Source organism: Corynebacterium sp. L4757 (assembly GCF_043673995.1).
Lineage (GTDB): Bacteria > Actinomycetota > Actinomycetes > Mycobacteriales > Mycobacteriaceae > Corynebacterium.
This window is the reverse complement of record NZ_JBIMEN010000001.1, coordinates 24,788-40,669: the sequence shown is the minus strand read 5'-3', so window position 1 is coordinate 40,669 and position 15,882 is coordinate 24,788. Positions and strand designations below refer to the sequence as shown.

The following is a 15,882-nucleotide window of genomic DNA, read 5'->3' as shown; positions in this document are numbered from 1 at the left end:
GGGATTACTTAGAGAACCAGCTTGAAACGCGAATCTCTGCCATGGCCTGCTTGCGGGCATCACCTTCGAGCCGCTGTAAGAAAAGGACCCCATTGAGGTGATCGGTTTCATGCTGCACGCAACGAGCCATCAGGCCCGAAACAACCATGCCTATCGGATTGCCCTTCACGTCTTGGCCAGACACACGCACGGTTTCATAACGGGTGGTGGGAGTAGAAATATCTGGAATGGAGAGGCACCCTTCCATCCCGGTCTGAGTCTTATCACCAATCGCTTCCCACACTGGGTTGATGATGGCACCACGCATTCCGGTCTCGGTGTGGGTGCAGTCATACACAAAGATTCGCTTGAGCAGACCAATTTGGTTGGCAGCCAGACCTACTCCCCCGGCTGCTTCCATTGTGTCCAGCATGTCTGAGGCAAGCTCTTCTAAGGATTCATCGAATTCAGTGATTTCTTTTGCTTCCGTGGTCAACACGGGGTCGCCGTATATTCGAATCTCTCTAATGCTCAAGGTTCTTCGCTCTTTCTGCCCCACGGTACATGGACATGGGGGCTGCTTCGGTGCTTGTTTGGGGATGGGTTGTTGGCAGAGTCGCTTTGCTAACAACCTTAGTGAATATCCAAGACCAATTGCGGATCAGGTTAACCAATATTAATGGGATCGACCTGAATGCGAAGAGGAAGGTCATCCTTTCGCGCACTGCGATTCGCGTTCGCGGTCCGCAAGGCCTTTCCTAATTCTGATCGCGGGCCCAGTGGGGTTCTGATCAACAGGCGTTGTGGTGGGCCAAAACGTTTGGCGTCATATTCGCCTGGCAAGGAAAGATGCTCTGGTAAAGGTACGGGCCCGAGAATTTCTGCATGCTCAGGAAGTTCGGCAATGGCTAAAAACTCATCGAGTGCTGCATCAGCACCGTCGATCGCTGCCATGTGAACAGCCGGTGGGAATCGAACCTCCCGGCGTGCTTCTAACTCTGACTGCGCAAATCCCACCACGTCCCAATTCAGGAAGAAGTCAATGACGGCTACGCCCGGATTTGCAGCAATCACTACTGTTCCGCCTTTGGCAGCTGGGGCAACCATCGTGGCTGCAGCCAACCATTTAGCCATGGCGTCTTCACCCGCACGTAAATCTTGGCGGTTCAGCAGACCACCCGCGCCCAAGATTAAGGCTGCGCCATAATACAGTCGCGCTGGCTTGTCTTCGGTACTGCTGACGCTGGTTTTCTTGGGTTGAGTAATGCGCGGCTCGGCCCCCGGGGTAGCCACCACCAATGCAGGCTCATGCGGGATCTCTTCAATCACCTTGTTGCCACCGGAGACAATGATTCGGGTGTTTGGGAAAATCCGACCGAGTTCCTCAGCAGTCCTTTCTGAGCCCATCACCACTGCACGCATGCGATTCGATCCGCACTCGGTGCACTTAAAGCGAGTCTCCATCTTTCCACACCACGCGCAGCTTGGAGTTGCTGCTTGCTGGTGTGATTGAGGCAAGCTCAATGGCCCATTGCAATGACGGCAACGGGCACGCGTAAAGCACTGTGCGCAGGCGAGCGTAGGGACATAACCCTTGCGCGGGGATTGCACCAGTACCGGCTCACCACGATCTAATGCATGTTTAACCGCCTGATAGGCACGCGTATCAAAACTCGACGTGCCTGCTGCCCCAGCGCGCGCCCTAGGAGTTGCCGCTGAATTTGTACCAGAATCTTGATGCTGTGCCGGTGGATTAGAACGATTCCCGCTAACTTGACGCGAGAGGTTGAGGCCATAAGGCCCAACCGGCACCATCGCGGGCATTCGGGTGCGCAGGGTCGATTCACCAGCAACTAAATCATGTGCCCAACCAGCACCAACCAATAATTGGGTCTCAGCTGTGCGGGAATGACCGACGATAAGCAGTGAGCAATTCTCTTGGGCACTGCGCGTGGTTAGTACTTCACGGCTGTGGACATAAGGGGCGCTGCGCTCCACAAGGTTGTCATCGCCATCATTGAAAATGACCGCTAGCCCCAGGTTTGCAACTGGTGCAAAAGCTGCTGATTTCGTTCCAATGACAATACGTGCTTGGCCAACAAGAACCGAAAGATATCGCCGATATCGTGCTTGCGGTCCCTGAGAAACATTCAAAATAGTTACTTGCTTAGCGGAGACATATTCTCTAAAAGCAGATTCGACGACATCGACATCAGACTGATCCGGCACAATGACTAACACGCCACGTCCGGAACTAGCCACTTTCGTGCCTAATGCTGCGATTGCTTGCGCCCAATCATCACCGGGAGCGACCTGCCAGGCAGCACGGGCGGTATTGCCCGCCAAGACGAAGTCAACGAAGGACTCACCAAATTGATACGCCGACCAGGACGATAAATCAGGTTCGCTAAGCTCTCCGAGTTCTTCGAATGGTGTATCTAAATCCGCTTCCTCAGCCTTAGCGTGACGGGGCGGGATGGCAAAGCGGATGATATCTGAGCGGTTACCGCCATAACGATTTGCCAGTGCATCCACTAGTGCCGACATTTGGGGAGGATAAACCTGAAAAGGCGAAATCACGCGATCAATGAAGGCCAGTTTGCCATCAAAGTCTGATTCCGCAAGGCGCTCTAAGAGCAGGGCATCGACCAGCCTGCCGTTGAACCTAATGCGCACGCGTACGCCTGGTTGCGCCGCTTCTGAGTCATCCTCGGTGATTAGATAATCAAATGCTCGATCAAGGTGGGATACCCCTAATAAAGGCAACACCCGCACAACCGGTTTCACGGAGGCGGGTGTCTTTTTAGGCATAAGTGCTTATTCTACTGAAACTCCAGCAGCAGCACGAAGTGCGTCGACACGATCCAAGGACTCCCAAGGAAAGTCAAGGTCAGTGCGGCCAAAGTGGCCATAAGCGGCAGTCTTACGGTAAATCGGACGCAGCAAATCTAGGTCCTGAATGATTGCGGCCGGACGCAGATCGAAGACCTCATCTACAGCGGCCTGGATAGTTCCATCATCCAGCCCATGCTTAGCGGTACCGAAAGTCTCCACGTAAAGACCAACTGGCTTCGCGCGGCCAATCGCATATGCGACCTGGACTTCTGCACGGTCAGCAAGACCAGCAGCCACGATGGTCTTGGCTACCCAGCGCATGGCGTATGCAGCGGAGCGGTCAACCTTTGAAGGATCCTTACCAGAGAAAGCACCGCCGCCGTGGCGGGCCATGCCGCCGTAGGTATCAACGATGATTTTTCGGCCGGTCAAACCAGCATCGCCCATTGGGCCACCCAGAATGAAAGAACCGGATGGGTTAACCAACAAGGTGGTGTCTTCGTTGTAGAAGTGGCTCAATCCAGCATCATTGATGACCCACTCAACAACGTGCTCCTTCAACTGCTTCGCTAGCTCATCCTGAGTGATCTCAGTGTCATGCTGAGTAGAGATAACCACGGTATCCAAAGCAACTGGGGTGTCACCGTCATAAGCAAAAGTCACCTGAGTCTTGCCGTCTGGACGGAGGTGATTCACAATGCCGTCTTGACGTACTTGAGTGAGACGACGCGACAGGCGGTGCGCCAAAGCAATCGGTAGAGGCATGTATTCATCGGTCTCATTAGTGGCATAACCGAACATCAGCCCCTGGTCACCAGCACCAGCGACATCATATTCGTGCACGTCGCCGCCAGCGCGCGCCTCAGTGGAGGTGGTAACGCCATCGCCGATTTCCTGAGACTGCTCACCAATCGCGATGTTAACGCCACAAGTATTGCCATCGAATCCCATGTCAGAGGACGTGAACCCAATACCGGTCAGGGTGTCGCGTACTAGCGTGGGGATTTCCACGTATGCGGAAGTGCTCACCTCACCCACGACGTGAACCTGCCCGGTGGTCACTAGTGTTTCCACCGCTACGCGTGCGTTAGGGTCTTTTTCTAAAAGCGCATCCAAAATGGAGTCTGAAATGGCATCGCAGATCTTGTCTGGGTGGCCTTCAGTTACGGATTCACTGGTAAAGAGACGCTTTGCTGCCTCAACAGATGAAGTCACAGTTGTTCCTTCTTACATAGAGTTCGTTAAAACGGTGTCAGGATGTCGATCTGGGTCCGAACGGACAGAAACCTCTAGGTTTCTTGCCGGCTAGCTAATGAGCCACGTCGAAGGCAGGTGACGGCACCGCATAAATATACATCGTACCGTTCACCAATCGTAGACCAAGCGGTCTATAGCGGCAAGGCAAGCTTAGCTTTGTTCGCGAATTAAATTCACAACATCTAAGATTGCTGCCGCGACAGCCTGCTTGGAGCCTTTCTTTACCGCTTGTGGTTCCAGCTCTTTAGTAAGAATCCAGCCTTCATTATCCTTTTGCCCGAAGACCTTTCCGGATGAGACATCATTGGCCATGAGTACATCGCAGCCCTTGCGCTCGAACTTCGCCAATGCATAGTCCAATGGGGAGGAATTCTCGTCGCCGGTCTCCGCTGCAAATCCGACGATCGTGGTGGTATTCGGGGTGCCACCTTGTTCACGCGCCTGCACAAGACCTTTGAGGATATCCGGGTTCTCTTTCAAGCGAAGGGTCGACAAGGCTTCGTCGTCACTACCCTTTTTCATCTTCGATTGCGCGATTTCTGCTGGACTATAGTCCGACACGGCCGCGGCCATGATGATGATATCCGCACCTGGCGCGCGTGAATCCATCTCCACCTTAAGCTCTTCGGTGGACACAATGTTGACTATTTGAGCGCCGGGCGGCGTGGGCAACTCATCCGTCGAGCCGGCAACAATGGTGACATTCGCGCCACGCTGCGCTGCTATCTCTGCCAGTGCAAATCCCTGACGGCCGGAAGAACGGTTACCAATGAATCGAACCGGGTCCAGGTTCTCCTGGGTACCGCCAGCAGAAATCAGGACGTTGAGCCCTTCCCAGTCATAAGGAAGCTCATCAACTGCGAGGCGGGTACGAACCAGCTCAGCAATTTGTTCGGGCTCCGGAAGCCTGCCAGGACCCGTGTCCTTACCCGTCAATCGGCCATGCGCTGGTTCCATTACCGTAATCCCCCGCCGGCGCAGAGTAGCCACATTCTCCTGAGTAGCCGGGTTGAACCACATCTCCGTGTGCATGGCGGGAACAACAACTACCGGACACGTCGCCACCAAGATAGTGGCAGTGAGCAGGTCATCCGAACGACCAGCCGTAATGCGCGCGATGACATCAGCAGTCGCTGGTGCGATAACCACAGCATCTGCCTGCTGGCCAATATTGACGTGCTGCACTTCATCAACAGCGTCAAAGACTGTGGTGGATACTGGATTACCGGATAAGGCTTCAAAAGTGGCTGCGCCAACAAAGTTCAATGCAGCTTGGGTCGGTACCACCCGCACATTATCGCCATGCTCTTTGAAATTGCGCACTAGGTGCGCTGCCTTATATGCGGCAATCCCACCGGATACGCCGACCACGATATTGCGCGGCTCCGGTTGCTCGGATGCTGAGGTAGTTAAATCTTGCTGCTCGTCCTGTGCTTGTTGCGCATGTTCACTCATAATGGGCAATCCTACCTTTAAAAGCACGAACCCCCTGGCCGCTCTCCGCACCTTGCTGGTCATGACCAGTAAGGCGCTTCTAGGAGCGAGCCAGGGGGTAGTTAGCGTAAACGAGCTAAACCACGTGCGAGCTTAAGAGATTAGGCCTCAATGCCTTCTTCGTGCTCAAGCAGGCCAGCCTCAATTTCGCGCAAAGCGATAGACAGTGGCTTCTCGCCAGCCTCTGGGGTTACCAGTGGGCCGACGAACTCGAAGACGCCTTCGTCCTGCTCTTGGTAGTAGCTGTTGATCTGACGTGCGCGCTTAGCGGCGAAGATCACGAGAGCGTACTTTGACGAAACCTTCTCCAATAGCTCATCAATTGGTGGAGAGGTAATACCAATCGGCGTATCAAATACCGGTTCTGGTTTGGTCTCAGAATTAGCAGGGGTGGTCACGTTGGTCACATGCACCTTTTCTAGAAGTTGCTTATAAATGTTTGGTTAATGCTTATCCTTGCAGAATAGCAGTGATGGCCGCAACTGCGTCATCCAGGTCATCATTGACAATCACGTGGTCGAACTCAGACTGAGAAGCCAGTTCTTCGCGAGCTGTATCTAGCCGCCGCTCAATCACATCCTGCGGTTCGGTACCGCGGCCTGTGAGGCGCTCAACCAAGATTTCCCATGAAGGCGGAGCTAGAAATACCATTTCCGCTTCGGGCAGAGCCTTCTTCACATTACGTGCGCCTTCCAGATCCACTTCCACCAGCACTGGCCGTGAAGCTTCTAGTGCCTCAACGACTGGCGCGGAAGGAGTTCCGGAACGCTGCAGTCCACCATGAATTTCTGCCCATTCGAGCATTTCTCCGGCATCAATGCGACGTTGGAATTCTTCAGTACTCACAAAGAAGTAGTCCACCCCATCCTGCTCACCAGGACGAGGCGCACGTGTTGTCATGGATACGCTGAAGTAGAGCTTGTCTACATCCTGACGCAGGCGCGATACCACCGTGGATTTACCAACTGCGGAAGGCCCTGCCAATACGACAAGGCGTCCGCGGTGATTTGCGCCATCCATGAGCGATTACTCGGAGAAGCCGAAACGCTCCAGCAGAGCACGACGCTGACGGTCGCCCAAGCCACGCAGGCGACGGGTCTGAGCGATTTCCAGGTCTTCCATGATCTCACGAGCCTTGACCTTGCCGACCTTTGGCAGAGCCTCGAGCAATGCAGAAACCTTGGTCTTACCGATGATCTCGTCGGTCTCTGCCTTCTCCAGGACATCCTTCAAGGTGGTGTCGCCGCGCTTAAGGGAAGCCTTCAGTTCTGCACGAGCCTTACGAGCCTCTGCAGCCTTTGCAAGGGCTTGCTTACGCTGCTCATCAGTCAGTTTTGGAAGGGCCACGGGTTTCCTCCGATTCGTTGGTTGATTAATTGATCCAGTATCAAATTACCGAAACTCGAGAGCTCAACTTTAACAAAAGTCTTTCGTTTCGCTCCGACTTCTGGCAATCCTAGCACTGCAACGTTATCAAGTGCGATAACGCAACAGATTAGAACGGCTATTTAAGCACGTCACCGCACTACGCAGATCAAACTACCAGCTCATGACACTGTGCGGAAATTCAGATCCGAATTTCTTCAAAAATAGCGAATACGCTGGCAGTTTCTCCGTAAATTCCACCATCAGGGTCCATTCGGCTCGAACATGCCTGACGTTGTAGTTGGGAAGAAACTGCCAGCGTAAAATTTTCCTCAGTTAAGGGTTAAACCAGCCCGCCATCGAAGTATTCACGTGCGGTTTCCTGCACTGCGAGACGCAACGAGTTGACGTCAGGACCAGCGTTGAGAACGGCGCGAGAGACATTGGCGAAGCCAAGCTGCTCAGATCCGTGCATAATCTTGGCAACATCCTGTGAAGTTGCGCCCTGGGCTCCCACACCTGGCAGAAGGACCGGCCCATTGAGCTTGTGCAGGTTTGGTGGATTCTTCAATGTTGCGCCCACAACCACACCGATATCGCCTGGAACAGCCTCCAAGGAGTCAGTCTCAGAAGGCACAGGTGATGACGTCTCCTGAGCTTCTGCGTTGTATGCGGCACAGACGTCAACGACATGCTGTGCCACGCTCACAGAGTCGTCCGTGAAGTTCTGGAGCTGAACTGCCTCTGGATTAGAGGTAGCAGCCAGGACGAACACACCGCGGCCGGTTTGTGCAGCCAGGTCAAAGACTGGCTGCAATGCTCCCACGCCTAAGTATGGCGAGACCGTCACTGCATCAGCGCGCAAAGGTGAACTCTCCCCTAGCCAAGCATCTGCATAACCTGCCATCGTCGAACCGATATCGCCGCGTTTGGCGTCTGCGACCGTCAGACAGCCAGCCTCCCGCAGGTTCGCCAACATGTCCTCTAAGACAGCGAATCCACGCGAGCCAAAGCGCTCATAGAACGCTACCTGTGGCTTAATCAGTGCTGCGGTCTCGGCAAAAGCCTCAACGCACGCCTCAGTAAACCGAGTCAAGCCCTCTATATCGTCATTGAGCCCCCACTGATTAAGCAGGTATGGATGCGGGTCAATTCCCACGCACAGACGACCGCGTACCTGGCCTGCAGCGACCAGGCGCTCGCCGAAGCCAATCTGTTCAGATGGATTATTCTGCTGGCGCATGCTTTAGCTCCTGCAGAGCACGGACCTCAAAGTCACCCTTACGGAGTGCTTCCAAGGCCTGTACGCCGGCGGTAACACCCTGCACGGTGGTGATTTGAGGGACATCAACTTCCAAGGCCGCACTGCGGATTTCGTAGCCATCAAAGCGTGCACCGGAGGTTGAATCAGGTGTATTGATGACCAGGTCAATCTCGCGGTCCAAGATAAGGTCCACAACGGAGCGGCCTTCAGCACCATTGCGGATTTCAGAGGACTTCTTCACGGTCTGGCACTCGATACCATTGCGGCGCAGAATCGACGCGGTACCGGTGGTCGCAAAGATGGTGTAGCCCATATCAGCCAAGCGCTGGATTGGGAAGATGAGGTTGCGCTTGTCGCGGTTTGCAACCGAGACAAAGATGGAGCCTTCCTTCGGCATATTCATAAAGCCCGCAATCAGAGCCTTGTAGTAAGCCGCACCGAAGTTATCAGCCAAGCCCATAACTTCACCCGTGGACTTCATCTCAGGGCTCAATACCGTATCCAGCATGGAACCATCAGCTGCACGGAAGCGGTTGAACGGCAAGACAGCTTCCTTGACCGCAATTGGGTGCTCCAGTGGCAAGGAACCGCCGTCATAGTTGGATGGCAGCATTCCTTCGGCCTTGAGCTCCGCGATGGTGGAACCCACCATGACGCGGGAAGCAGCCTTCGCAAGCTGGACACCCGTTGCCTTGGAAACAAATGGCACAGTACGGGATGCGCGTGGATTCGCCTCAATAACGTACAGGGTGTTGTCCTTCAGACCGTATTGAACGTTCATCAAGCCCTTCACGCCAATACCAGCAGCCAACTGCTTGGTAGCGTGGCGAACCTTCTCAATGTCCTCTGGCCCCATGGTCATTGGTGGCAAGGAACAGGAAGAGTCACCGGAGTGAATGCCGGCTTCCTCGATGTGTTCCATGACGCCGCCCAAGTAGACTTCCTCGCCATCACACAGCGCGTCAACGTCAATTTCCAGTGCGCCGTCCAGGAAGCGGTCAACGAGTACCGGGTGGTCATCGGTCAGCTCGGTAGCGCGCTCGATGTAGGACTCCAAGGAAGGCTCATCATAAACAATTTCCATGCCACGACCGCCCAGAACATAAGACGGACGGACCAGGACTGGGTAGCCAATGCCACGCGCAACGTCACGTGCTTCCTCATAAGAGGTTGCGGTGCCGAATTCTGGTGCAGGAAGTTCAGCCTTGGCCAGAACCTTGCCGAATTCGCCGCGGTCCTCAGCGTTGTTAATAGCCTCAGGGCTGGTGCCCACAACTGGGACACCTGCATCGGACAGGCGCTGCGCCAGGCCTAGTGGGGTCTGGCCGCCGAGCTGGACGATGACGCCAGCGACAGTGCCGGACTCAGCCTCAGCCTGGTAGACCTCCATGACGTCTTCAAAGGTTAGTGGTTCGAAGTACAGGCGGTCGGCGGTGTCGTAGTCGGTGGAAACGGTTTCAGGGTTGCAGTTGACCATGACGGTCTCATAGCCCTGCTTGGACAGCTCCAGCGCTGCGTGAACACAGGAGTAGTCGAACTCGATGCCCTGGCCAATACGGTTTGGACCAGAGCCCAAAATGATGACCTTTTCACGCTCATTCTGTGGAGCAATCTCAGATTCTGCGTCTGGGTCGAGCTCATACGCGGAGTAGTGATAAGGAGTCTGGGCTTCAAATTCACCAGCACAGGTATCAACGGTCTTGTAGACCGGACGGATACCCAGGGACCAGCGCAGAGCACGAACGCCGTCTTCACCAGCGAATTCAGTGCGCAGCGCGGCAATCTGCTTATCAGAGAGACCCATGTACTTTGCTTCACGCAGCAAGTCAGCATCCAATACTGGTGCTTCAATCAGCTTGGTGCGGAACTCAACCAGTGCTTGCAGCTCCGCCAGGAACCATGGGTCAATGGAGGATGCTTCATACAGCTGCTCAACGGTTGCGCCAAGACGCAGCGCTAGCTCCACGTCGTACATGCGGCCTTCGGTTGGGCGACGCAGGTCATCAAGGACCGCGTTGAGGTCCTGTGCGCGCTCTTCAGCGAAGTACTCATCCTCACGGGTCCAGAAACCTTCTTGCTTGGTTTCCAAAGAACGCATGACCTTGTTGAGACCAGCAATGTAGTTGCGGCCGATGCCCATGGCTTCGCCAACAGACTTCATGGTCGTAGTCAAGGTGTCATCCGCGCCCACGAATTTTTCAAAAGCAAAGCGTGGAGCCTTGACAATGACATAGTCCAAGGTTGGCTCGAATGCGGCTGGAGTAACGCCAGTGATGTCATTGTTGACTTCATCCAGGGTGTAGCCAATAGCCAGCTTGGCGGCGAGTTTCGCGATTGGAAAGCCAGTTGCCTTCGATGCCAGTGCGGAGGAACGTGACACACGTGGGTTCATCTCAATAACGATGATGCGGCCATCGTCTGGGTTCACTGCGAACTGGATGTTACAGCCACCAGTGTCCACGCCAACTGCGCGGATGATGTCGATACCCAAATCGCGCATTTCCTGGTACTCGCGGTCAGTCAAAGTGAGAGCTGGTGCCACGGTGACTGAGTCGCCAGTGTGCACGCCGAGTGCGTCGACGTTCTCGATGGAGGCAATGACCACAACGTTGTCATCACCATCACGCATGAGCTCGAGCTCGAATTCCTTCCAGCCCAGGATGGATTCCTCAATCAGGACGTTTGCTTCAGGGGATGCAGCCAGGCCGCCACCCGCGATGCGGTCGAGATCTTCGTTGTTATATGCCAGACCGGAGCCCAAGCCGCCCATGGTAAATGATGGACGGACCACAACTGGCAGGCCGAGCTCTGCCACGGTCTCATGGACTTCATCCATGTTGTGGCATACGCGGGAGCGTGCAGACTGGCCACCAATGGACTCAACAATGTCCTTGAATTTCTGACGGTCTTCGCCACGCTCAATTGCTTCAATGTCAGCACCGATGAGCTCGATGTCGTACTTATCCAAAATACCTGCACGGTCCAGCTGGATCGCGGCATTCAGTGCGGTCTGTCCACCCAGGGTTGCGAGGACCGCGTCAATCGGGTTGCCCTCTTTACGCTCCTTGATGAAGATTTCTTCGATGAAAGCAGGCTCGATTGGCTCCACGTAGGTGTGGTCAGCGAACTCTGGGTCCGTCATGATCGTTGCCGGGTTGGAGTTAATCAGGGTGACGCGCAGTCCTTCTTCTTTCAGGACGCGGCATGCTTGGGTACCGGAGTAGTCGAACTCACAGGCCTGGCCAATCACAATTGGGCCGGAACCGATGACCAGGACGTGGTTAATATCGTTGCGCTTTGGCATGGTTTTCTTCTCTTACCTTTCCTGGTCGGGTTTACTTATTATTTGGCGAGTAGTTGGACATCAGGTCAATGAACTGGTCAAACAGTGGATTCGCATCATGTGGACCGGCAGCTGATTCAGGGTGGTACTGCACCGAGTACGCCAGACCATTGGACAAGGCAACGCCCTCAACCGCACCGTCATTAAGACAGGTGTGCGTGACCTTTGCAGAACCGAAGTCAGTGTCGAATTCTTCGCCTGGATTTTCCGTTGGCATAGCCAACGCGAAGCCGTGGTTCTGGGACGTGATGTCAATCTTGCCGCTGACGTGGTTTTTAACCGGAACATTGATGCCGCGGTGACCAAACTTCATCTTGTAGGTCTCAAGACCGAGTGCGCGGCCAAGAATCTGATTACCGAAGCAGATGCCGAAGAAAGGCACCTTAGCTGCCAGCACATCACGAACGATGGACACGGCTTCGTCTGCCGTTGCTGGGTCACCAGGACCGTTGGATACAAAGACGCCGTCTGGGTTGTACTGCTTGATCTCCTCGAATGGAGTTCCTGCTGGAACCACGATGGTCTCAATGCCGCGCTTAGCGAAGTGGTTAGGAGTGGACATCTTGATGCCCATGTCATAAGCAACGACGGTGTATTTCTTCTCCCCCACCACAGGGATGGTGTAGACCTCATCAGTGGAAACTTCACCGGAGAGGTCAGCGCCAGCCATGGATTCCTGGTTCTTAACTTCCTCGACCAGTTCTTCGAGTGGGCGCTTCGCAACATCACCAGAGAAGATGCCTGCTGCGATAGAACCTTCATTGCGTAGGTGGCGGACCAAAGAGCGAGTGTCCACGCCCTCGATGCCGATGATGCCCTGGGACTCCATCTCCTCGGACAGGCTGCGCTGCGCACGCCAGTTGGATACGCGCTTGGTCAGGTTGCGGATAACCAGGCCGGCAACCCAGATGTTGCCGCCATTGGACTCATTATCTTCGTCATTCCAGCCGGTGTTACCGATTTGCGGTGCGGTGGTGACCACAATCTGGCGGTGGTAGGAAGGGTCGGTCATGGTCTCTTGGTAGCCGGTCATAGCGGTGGTAAAGACCGCTTCACCCAAGGTGGTGCCAGTTGCGCCGAATCCGAAGCCGCGGAAGCTGCGGCCATCAGCGAGCACCAGGATGGCAGGTTGTGAAGTGTTCGTCACAGTAGTGTGCCTTTCAATTTGAGTGTAAATAATTCACTGCTTTGCATTATATTACTATTCGCGCTTTTACTTCTACACAGCGCCTTGGCTTATTCTGAGGAATTTTCAATTCCCAGGCTCTGCATAAATTAACCGCGCTGCATATTAGTTATCTTGCGCATTAAGTTCGTATGTCACGTGCCCGCGCAGCAGGGTATGGGTCACGCGCGCGCCGAACTCAATACCTTCATATGGGTTGTTCTCGCTCTTGGATTCCAGCTGGGTCTTATCTGATACCCAGTTGGCTTCTGGGTCAATCAGCGTCAGGTTGGCTGGCTCCCCGACTGCAATTGGCCGACCATGGTCTGGCAGGCGAGTAATTTCCGCTGGACGTTCACTCATCACTCGAGCAATAAAGCGCCAGTCCGCCAGGCCAGGCTCCACGAAGAGCTTGACGATGACCGCCAGTGAGCTTTCCAGCCCCAGCATGCCAGGCTTAGCGTTGTCGAATTCCACGCATTTATCTTCGGACCCATGCGGCGCGTGGTCTGTTGCCACCACATCAATGACTCCATCCAGCAATGCCTGGCGCAGAGCCAAAGTGTCGTGTTCTTCGCGCAGCGGTGGGTTGACTCGGAAGACTCCGTCATAGGTATGCAGCTTGTCATCAGTCAGCAGCAAATGGTGTGGGGTTACTTCAGCGGTCAGCGGAATATCTTGCCCCTTCGCCCACTTGAGCAATTCCACGGTGCCGGTGGTGGATGCGTGGCAAATGTGCACGCGGTTTCCATAATCGCGAGCAAGCAGAGCATCACGCGCAACGATGGATTCTTCAGCCACTCGTGGCCATCCGCGCAGCCCCAGCTCCGCAGCGGTCGCGCCCTCATGCGCGACAGCACCCTCGGTCAAACGTGGTTCTTCAGCGTGCTGCGCTAGCAACACCTCCAAGCCCTTGGCGTATTCCAATGCACGACGCATGAGCTGTGGGTTCGCCACGCACTTGCCGTCATCAGAGAACATGCGCACCTTGGCATCAGAACGAGCCATCATGCCAAATTCCGTTAGGTCTTTGCCTTCAAGGCCCTTGGTGATGGAACCGACTGGGTGTACATCGCACATGCCCAAGGCCTGCGCCTTGGCCCACACAGATTCAGCGATGACCGGCTGGTCCATAACAGGTGAGGTATTCGCCATGGTAAATACTGCGGTGAAACCACCCTTGGCAGCTGCTTTGGAACCGCTTTCAATGGTTTCGGTATCTTCGCGGCCTGGCTCACGCAGGTGAACGTGCATGTCTACCAAGCCTGGTAGTAGCACTTGGCCTGCACCATCAATGGTGCGGTCAATCGCTACATCAACGTCTGCTCCCGCGGAAGAACCGATGGCAGTAATCTCACCATCTTGAATCAGCACATTGACTGGCTCGCCTTCGCCGTATGGGCGAACATTGGTCAGTAGAGTCGTCTTGGTTGACGCAGGCGCCTTGCGGCCGGTCTCTGGATAATTAGTCACTAGTTTATCTCCTGGGTGTTTCTAGATACCGGCATTTTCGCCACTAGCAATGAGCGCAAATAAGACAGCCATGCGCAGGTGCACACCATTGTTGACCTGCTGCAAAATAGCAGTCTGGTCAAGGTCGGCTACGGCATAGTTGATTTCCATACCGCGCAGCATCGGTCCTGGGTGCATGATGATGGCATCCTTCTTCATTTTTGCTGCGCGCTGCTTGGACAGGCCAAAGAGCGTCGCGTATTCGCGGTGCGAAGGGAAGAAACCACCATTCATGCGTTCAGCTTGAACGCGCAGCATCATCACCACGTCGGCGTCTTCAATCTCCGCGTCGAAATCCACCGACGTCTTTACCGGCCAGTTCTCAACGCCGAAAGGCAGCAAAGTTGGTGGAGCAACTAAGGTGACCTCTGCGCCAAGTGTGGTCAGCAAATTGACATTGGAACGAACCACGCGGGAGTGCAGGCAGTCACCGACGATCTTGACCTTCAAACCAGCAAAGTCGCCAGATGAAATTCCAAGGCGCTGGCGCATCGTCACTGCATCGAGCAGGGCCTGCGTCGGGTGCTGATGTGCACCATCGCCGGCATTAATAACTGATGGTCCGTTGCCACCAGGCGCAACCCAGTTAGCTACTTGCTGCGCCGCGCCCGAGGAAGGGTGCCGAATAATAATGGAATCTGCACCCAAGGAAGAAAGAGTCAACGCTGTATCGCGCAATGACTCGCCCTTCTTCACAGAGGAAGAAGATGCAGAAAGGTTAATGACGTCAGCTGACATCCACTTACCGGCGGTCTCGAAGGAAGCACGCGTGCGGGTGGAGTTTTCATAAAAAAGTGTGTAGATGGTGCGGCCGCGCAGAGTAGGAAGCTTCTTTACTTCCCTGCCCTCGAGCGCTTCGCGGAACTTGTCTGCTTCATCCAGCAGACCAATGATCTCATCTTTTTCCAGTTCAGCGATGCTTAACAGATGTTTCACTCAAAGTCTCCTTATTGCGTGGAAGTGATGCCGCGGGTCAAGATAACCGCATCGCGGCCGTCAATATCGCTAATAAGGACATCAATGTCTTCATCCCGTGCGGTTGGAACGTTTTTGCCCACGTAGTCAGCGCGAATCGGGACCTGGCGGTGGCCACGGTCCACTAATACGGCTAGCTGGATGGATTCTGGGCGTCCAATATCGCTCAGAGCGTCAAGTGCTGCGCGGATGGTGCGTCCGGAATATAAAACGTCATCAACCAATACGACAATGGCATTATCGATGCCCTGCTTTGGGATGGAAGTGGGTTGCAGTGCGCGGTGCGGCTTAGTGCGCAAATCATCGCGGTACAACGTGATATCTAAAGATCCACAGGGGATGTTCACACCGGCAAATTCTTCAATCTTCTTTGCCAAACGGTGTGCTAGGGGCACGCCACCTGAAGGGATGCCCAATAAAATTACTCGCGCAGCATCTGGTGAATCCAGCGCTGTCTTTTCAATAATCTGGTGCGCGATGCGAGCCGTTGTACGTTCAACGTCGCTGGCCGTCAGCAATTCTGTCTGCGTTGTATGTGCCATATTGGCATCTACTTCCGCAGAGTTCGCTTCTTGCCCGCCGTTAGGTACAGTGGTTCCACTCATCGTGACCTCCTTCCCCGCCTCACAGTGCGGTCCTTAAAGGATGTGTTCACTAGAAATATGGTGACCGTATTTTCTACAGCTTCCTTAA

General features: G+C 54.6%; 13 protein-coding genes. All 13 read right to left on the bottom strand.

The genetic code is table 11. From position 1 onward, the window contains the following. Positions 1 to 4 precede the first annotated feature (4 nt). Positions 5 to 514, bottom strand: coding sequence for a peptide deformylase (gene def, locus ACG98I_RS00175; RefSeq protein WP_394717516.1), 510 nt, complete (start codon positions 512 to 514; stop codon positions 5 to 7). Positions 515 to 645: 131 nt separating this feature from the next. Then, positions 646 to 2,790 carry a primosomal protein N' gene (locus tag ACG98I_RS00170; protein ID WP_394717515.1) on the bottom strand — a complete coding sequence of 715 codons (2,145 nt, stop codon included), beginning with the start codon at positions 2,788 to 2,790 and terminating at the stop codon, positions 646 to 648. A 6-nt stretch (positions 2,791 to 2,796) separates the two neighbouring features. Further along, positions 2,797 to 4,029: a methionine adenosyltransferase gene (metK, locus tag ACG98I_RS00165; protein WP_394717514.1), complete on the bottom strand. Its 1,233-nt coding sequence runs from the start codon at positions 4,027 to 4,029 to the stop codon at positions 2,797 to 2,799. 192 nt (positions 4,030 to 4,221) lie between these two features. Next, on the bottom strand, positions 4,222 to 5,526 hold the full coding sequence (gene coaBC / locus ACG98I_RS00160) for a bifunctional phosphopantothenoylcysteine decarboxylase/phosphopantothenate--cysteine ligase CoaBC (RefSeq protein WP_394717513.1): 1,305 nt from the start codon (positions 5,524 to 5,526) through the stop codon (positions 4,222 to 4,224). 140 nt (positions 5,527 to 5,666) lie between these two features. Further along, entirely contained in the window at positions 5,667 to 5,972 is a 306-nt protein-coding gene (gene rpoZ, locus ACG98I_RS00155; RefSeq protein WP_394717512.1) for a DNA-directed RNA polymerase subunit omega, read from the bottom strand. Between the two features lie 43 nt (positions 5,973 to 6,015). Beyond that, the gene (gmk, locus tag ACG98I_RS00150) at positions 6,016 to 6,585 is read right to left on the bottom strand and encodes a guanylate kinase (protein WP_394717511.1); all 570 of its coding nucleotides are present in this window, start codon (positions 6,583 to 6,585) and stop codon (positions 6,016 to 6,018) included. A 6-nt stretch (positions 6,586 to 6,591) separates the two neighbouring features. Further along, positions 6,592 to 6,912: an integration host factor, actinobacterial type gene (gene mihF / locus ACG98I_RS00145; RefSeq protein ID WP_025387580.1), complete on the bottom strand. Its 321-nt coding sequence runs from the start codon at positions 6,910 to 6,912 to the stop codon at positions 6,592 to 6,594. 361 nt (positions 6,913 to 7,273) lie between these two features. Further along, positions 7,274 to 8,173: an orotidine-5'-phosphate decarboxylase gene (gene pyrF, locus ACG98I_RS00140; protein ID WP_394717510.1), complete on the bottom strand. Its 900-nt coding sequence runs from the start codon at positions 8,171 to 8,173 to the stop codon at positions 7,274 to 7,276. After that, positions 8,157 to 11,498 (bottom strand): carbamoyl-phosphate synthase large subunit, encoded by a 3,342-nt coding sequence (gene carB, locus ACG98I_RS00135; RefSeq protein WP_394717509.1) that lies wholly within the window; start codon positions 11,496 to 11,498, stop codon positions 8,157 to 8,159. The genes pyrF and carB overlap by 17 nt, the downstream gene beginning before the upstream one ends. A 31-nt stretch (positions 11,499 to 11,529) precedes the next feature. Further along, entirely contained in the window at positions 11,530 to 12,684 is a 1,155-nt protein-coding gene (carA, locus tag ACG98I_RS00130; RefSeq protein WP_394717508.1) for a glutamine-hydrolyzing carbamoyl-phosphate synthase small subunit, read from the bottom strand. Positions 12,685 to 12,828: 144 nt separating this feature from the next. Beyond that, a complete protein-coding gene (locus ACG98I_RS00125; protein ID WP_394717507.1) occupies positions 12,829 to 14,175 on the bottom strand; it encodes a dihydroorotase in 1,347 nt (448 codons plus the stop codon). A 21-nt stretch (positions 14,176 to 14,196) separates the two neighbouring features. Next, positions 14,197 to 15,150: an aspartate carbamoyltransferase catalytic subunit gene (locus ACG98I_RS00120; RefSeq protein WP_394717506.1), complete on the bottom strand. Its 954-nt coding sequence runs from the start codon at positions 15,148 to 15,150 to the stop codon at positions 14,197 to 14,199. Positions 15,151 to 15,161: 11 nt separating this feature from the next. Continuing rightward, positions 15,162 to 15,731, bottom strand: coding sequence for a bifunctional pyr operon transcriptional regulator/uracil phosphoribosyltransferase PyrR (pyrR, locus tag ACG98I_RS00115; RefSeq protein WP_394718034.1), 570 nt, complete (start codon positions 15,729 to 15,731; stop codon positions 15,162 to 15,164). Between the last annotated feature and the right edge of the window lie 151 nt (positions 15,732 to 15,882).

Bases quoted from the DNA above. Each gene is read 5' to 3' on its own strand.
- ACG98I_RS00170 (WP_394717515.1), bottom strand. From the start codon at position 2,790: ATGCCTAAAAAGACACCCGCCTCCGTGAAACCGGTTGTGCGGGTGTTG.
- coaBC (WP_394717513.1), bottom strand. From the start codon at position 5,526: ATGAGTGAACATGCGCAACAAGCACAGGACGAGCAGCAAGATTTAACT.
- gmk (WP_394717511.1), bottom strand. From the start codon at position 6,585: ATGGATGGCGCAAATCACCGCGGACGCCTTGTCGTATTGGCAGGGCCT.
- pyrF (WP_394717510.1), bottom strand. From the start codon at position 8,173: ATGCGCCAGCAGAATAATCCATCTGAACAGATTGGCTTCGGCGAGCGC.
- carB (WP_394717509.1), bottom strand. From the start codon at position 11,498: ATGCCAAAGCGCAACGATATTAACCACGTCCTGGTCATCGGTTCCGGC.
- pyrR (WP_394718034.1), bottom strand. From the start codon at position 15,731: ATGGCACATACAACGCAGACAGAATTGCTGACGGCCAGCGACGTTGAA.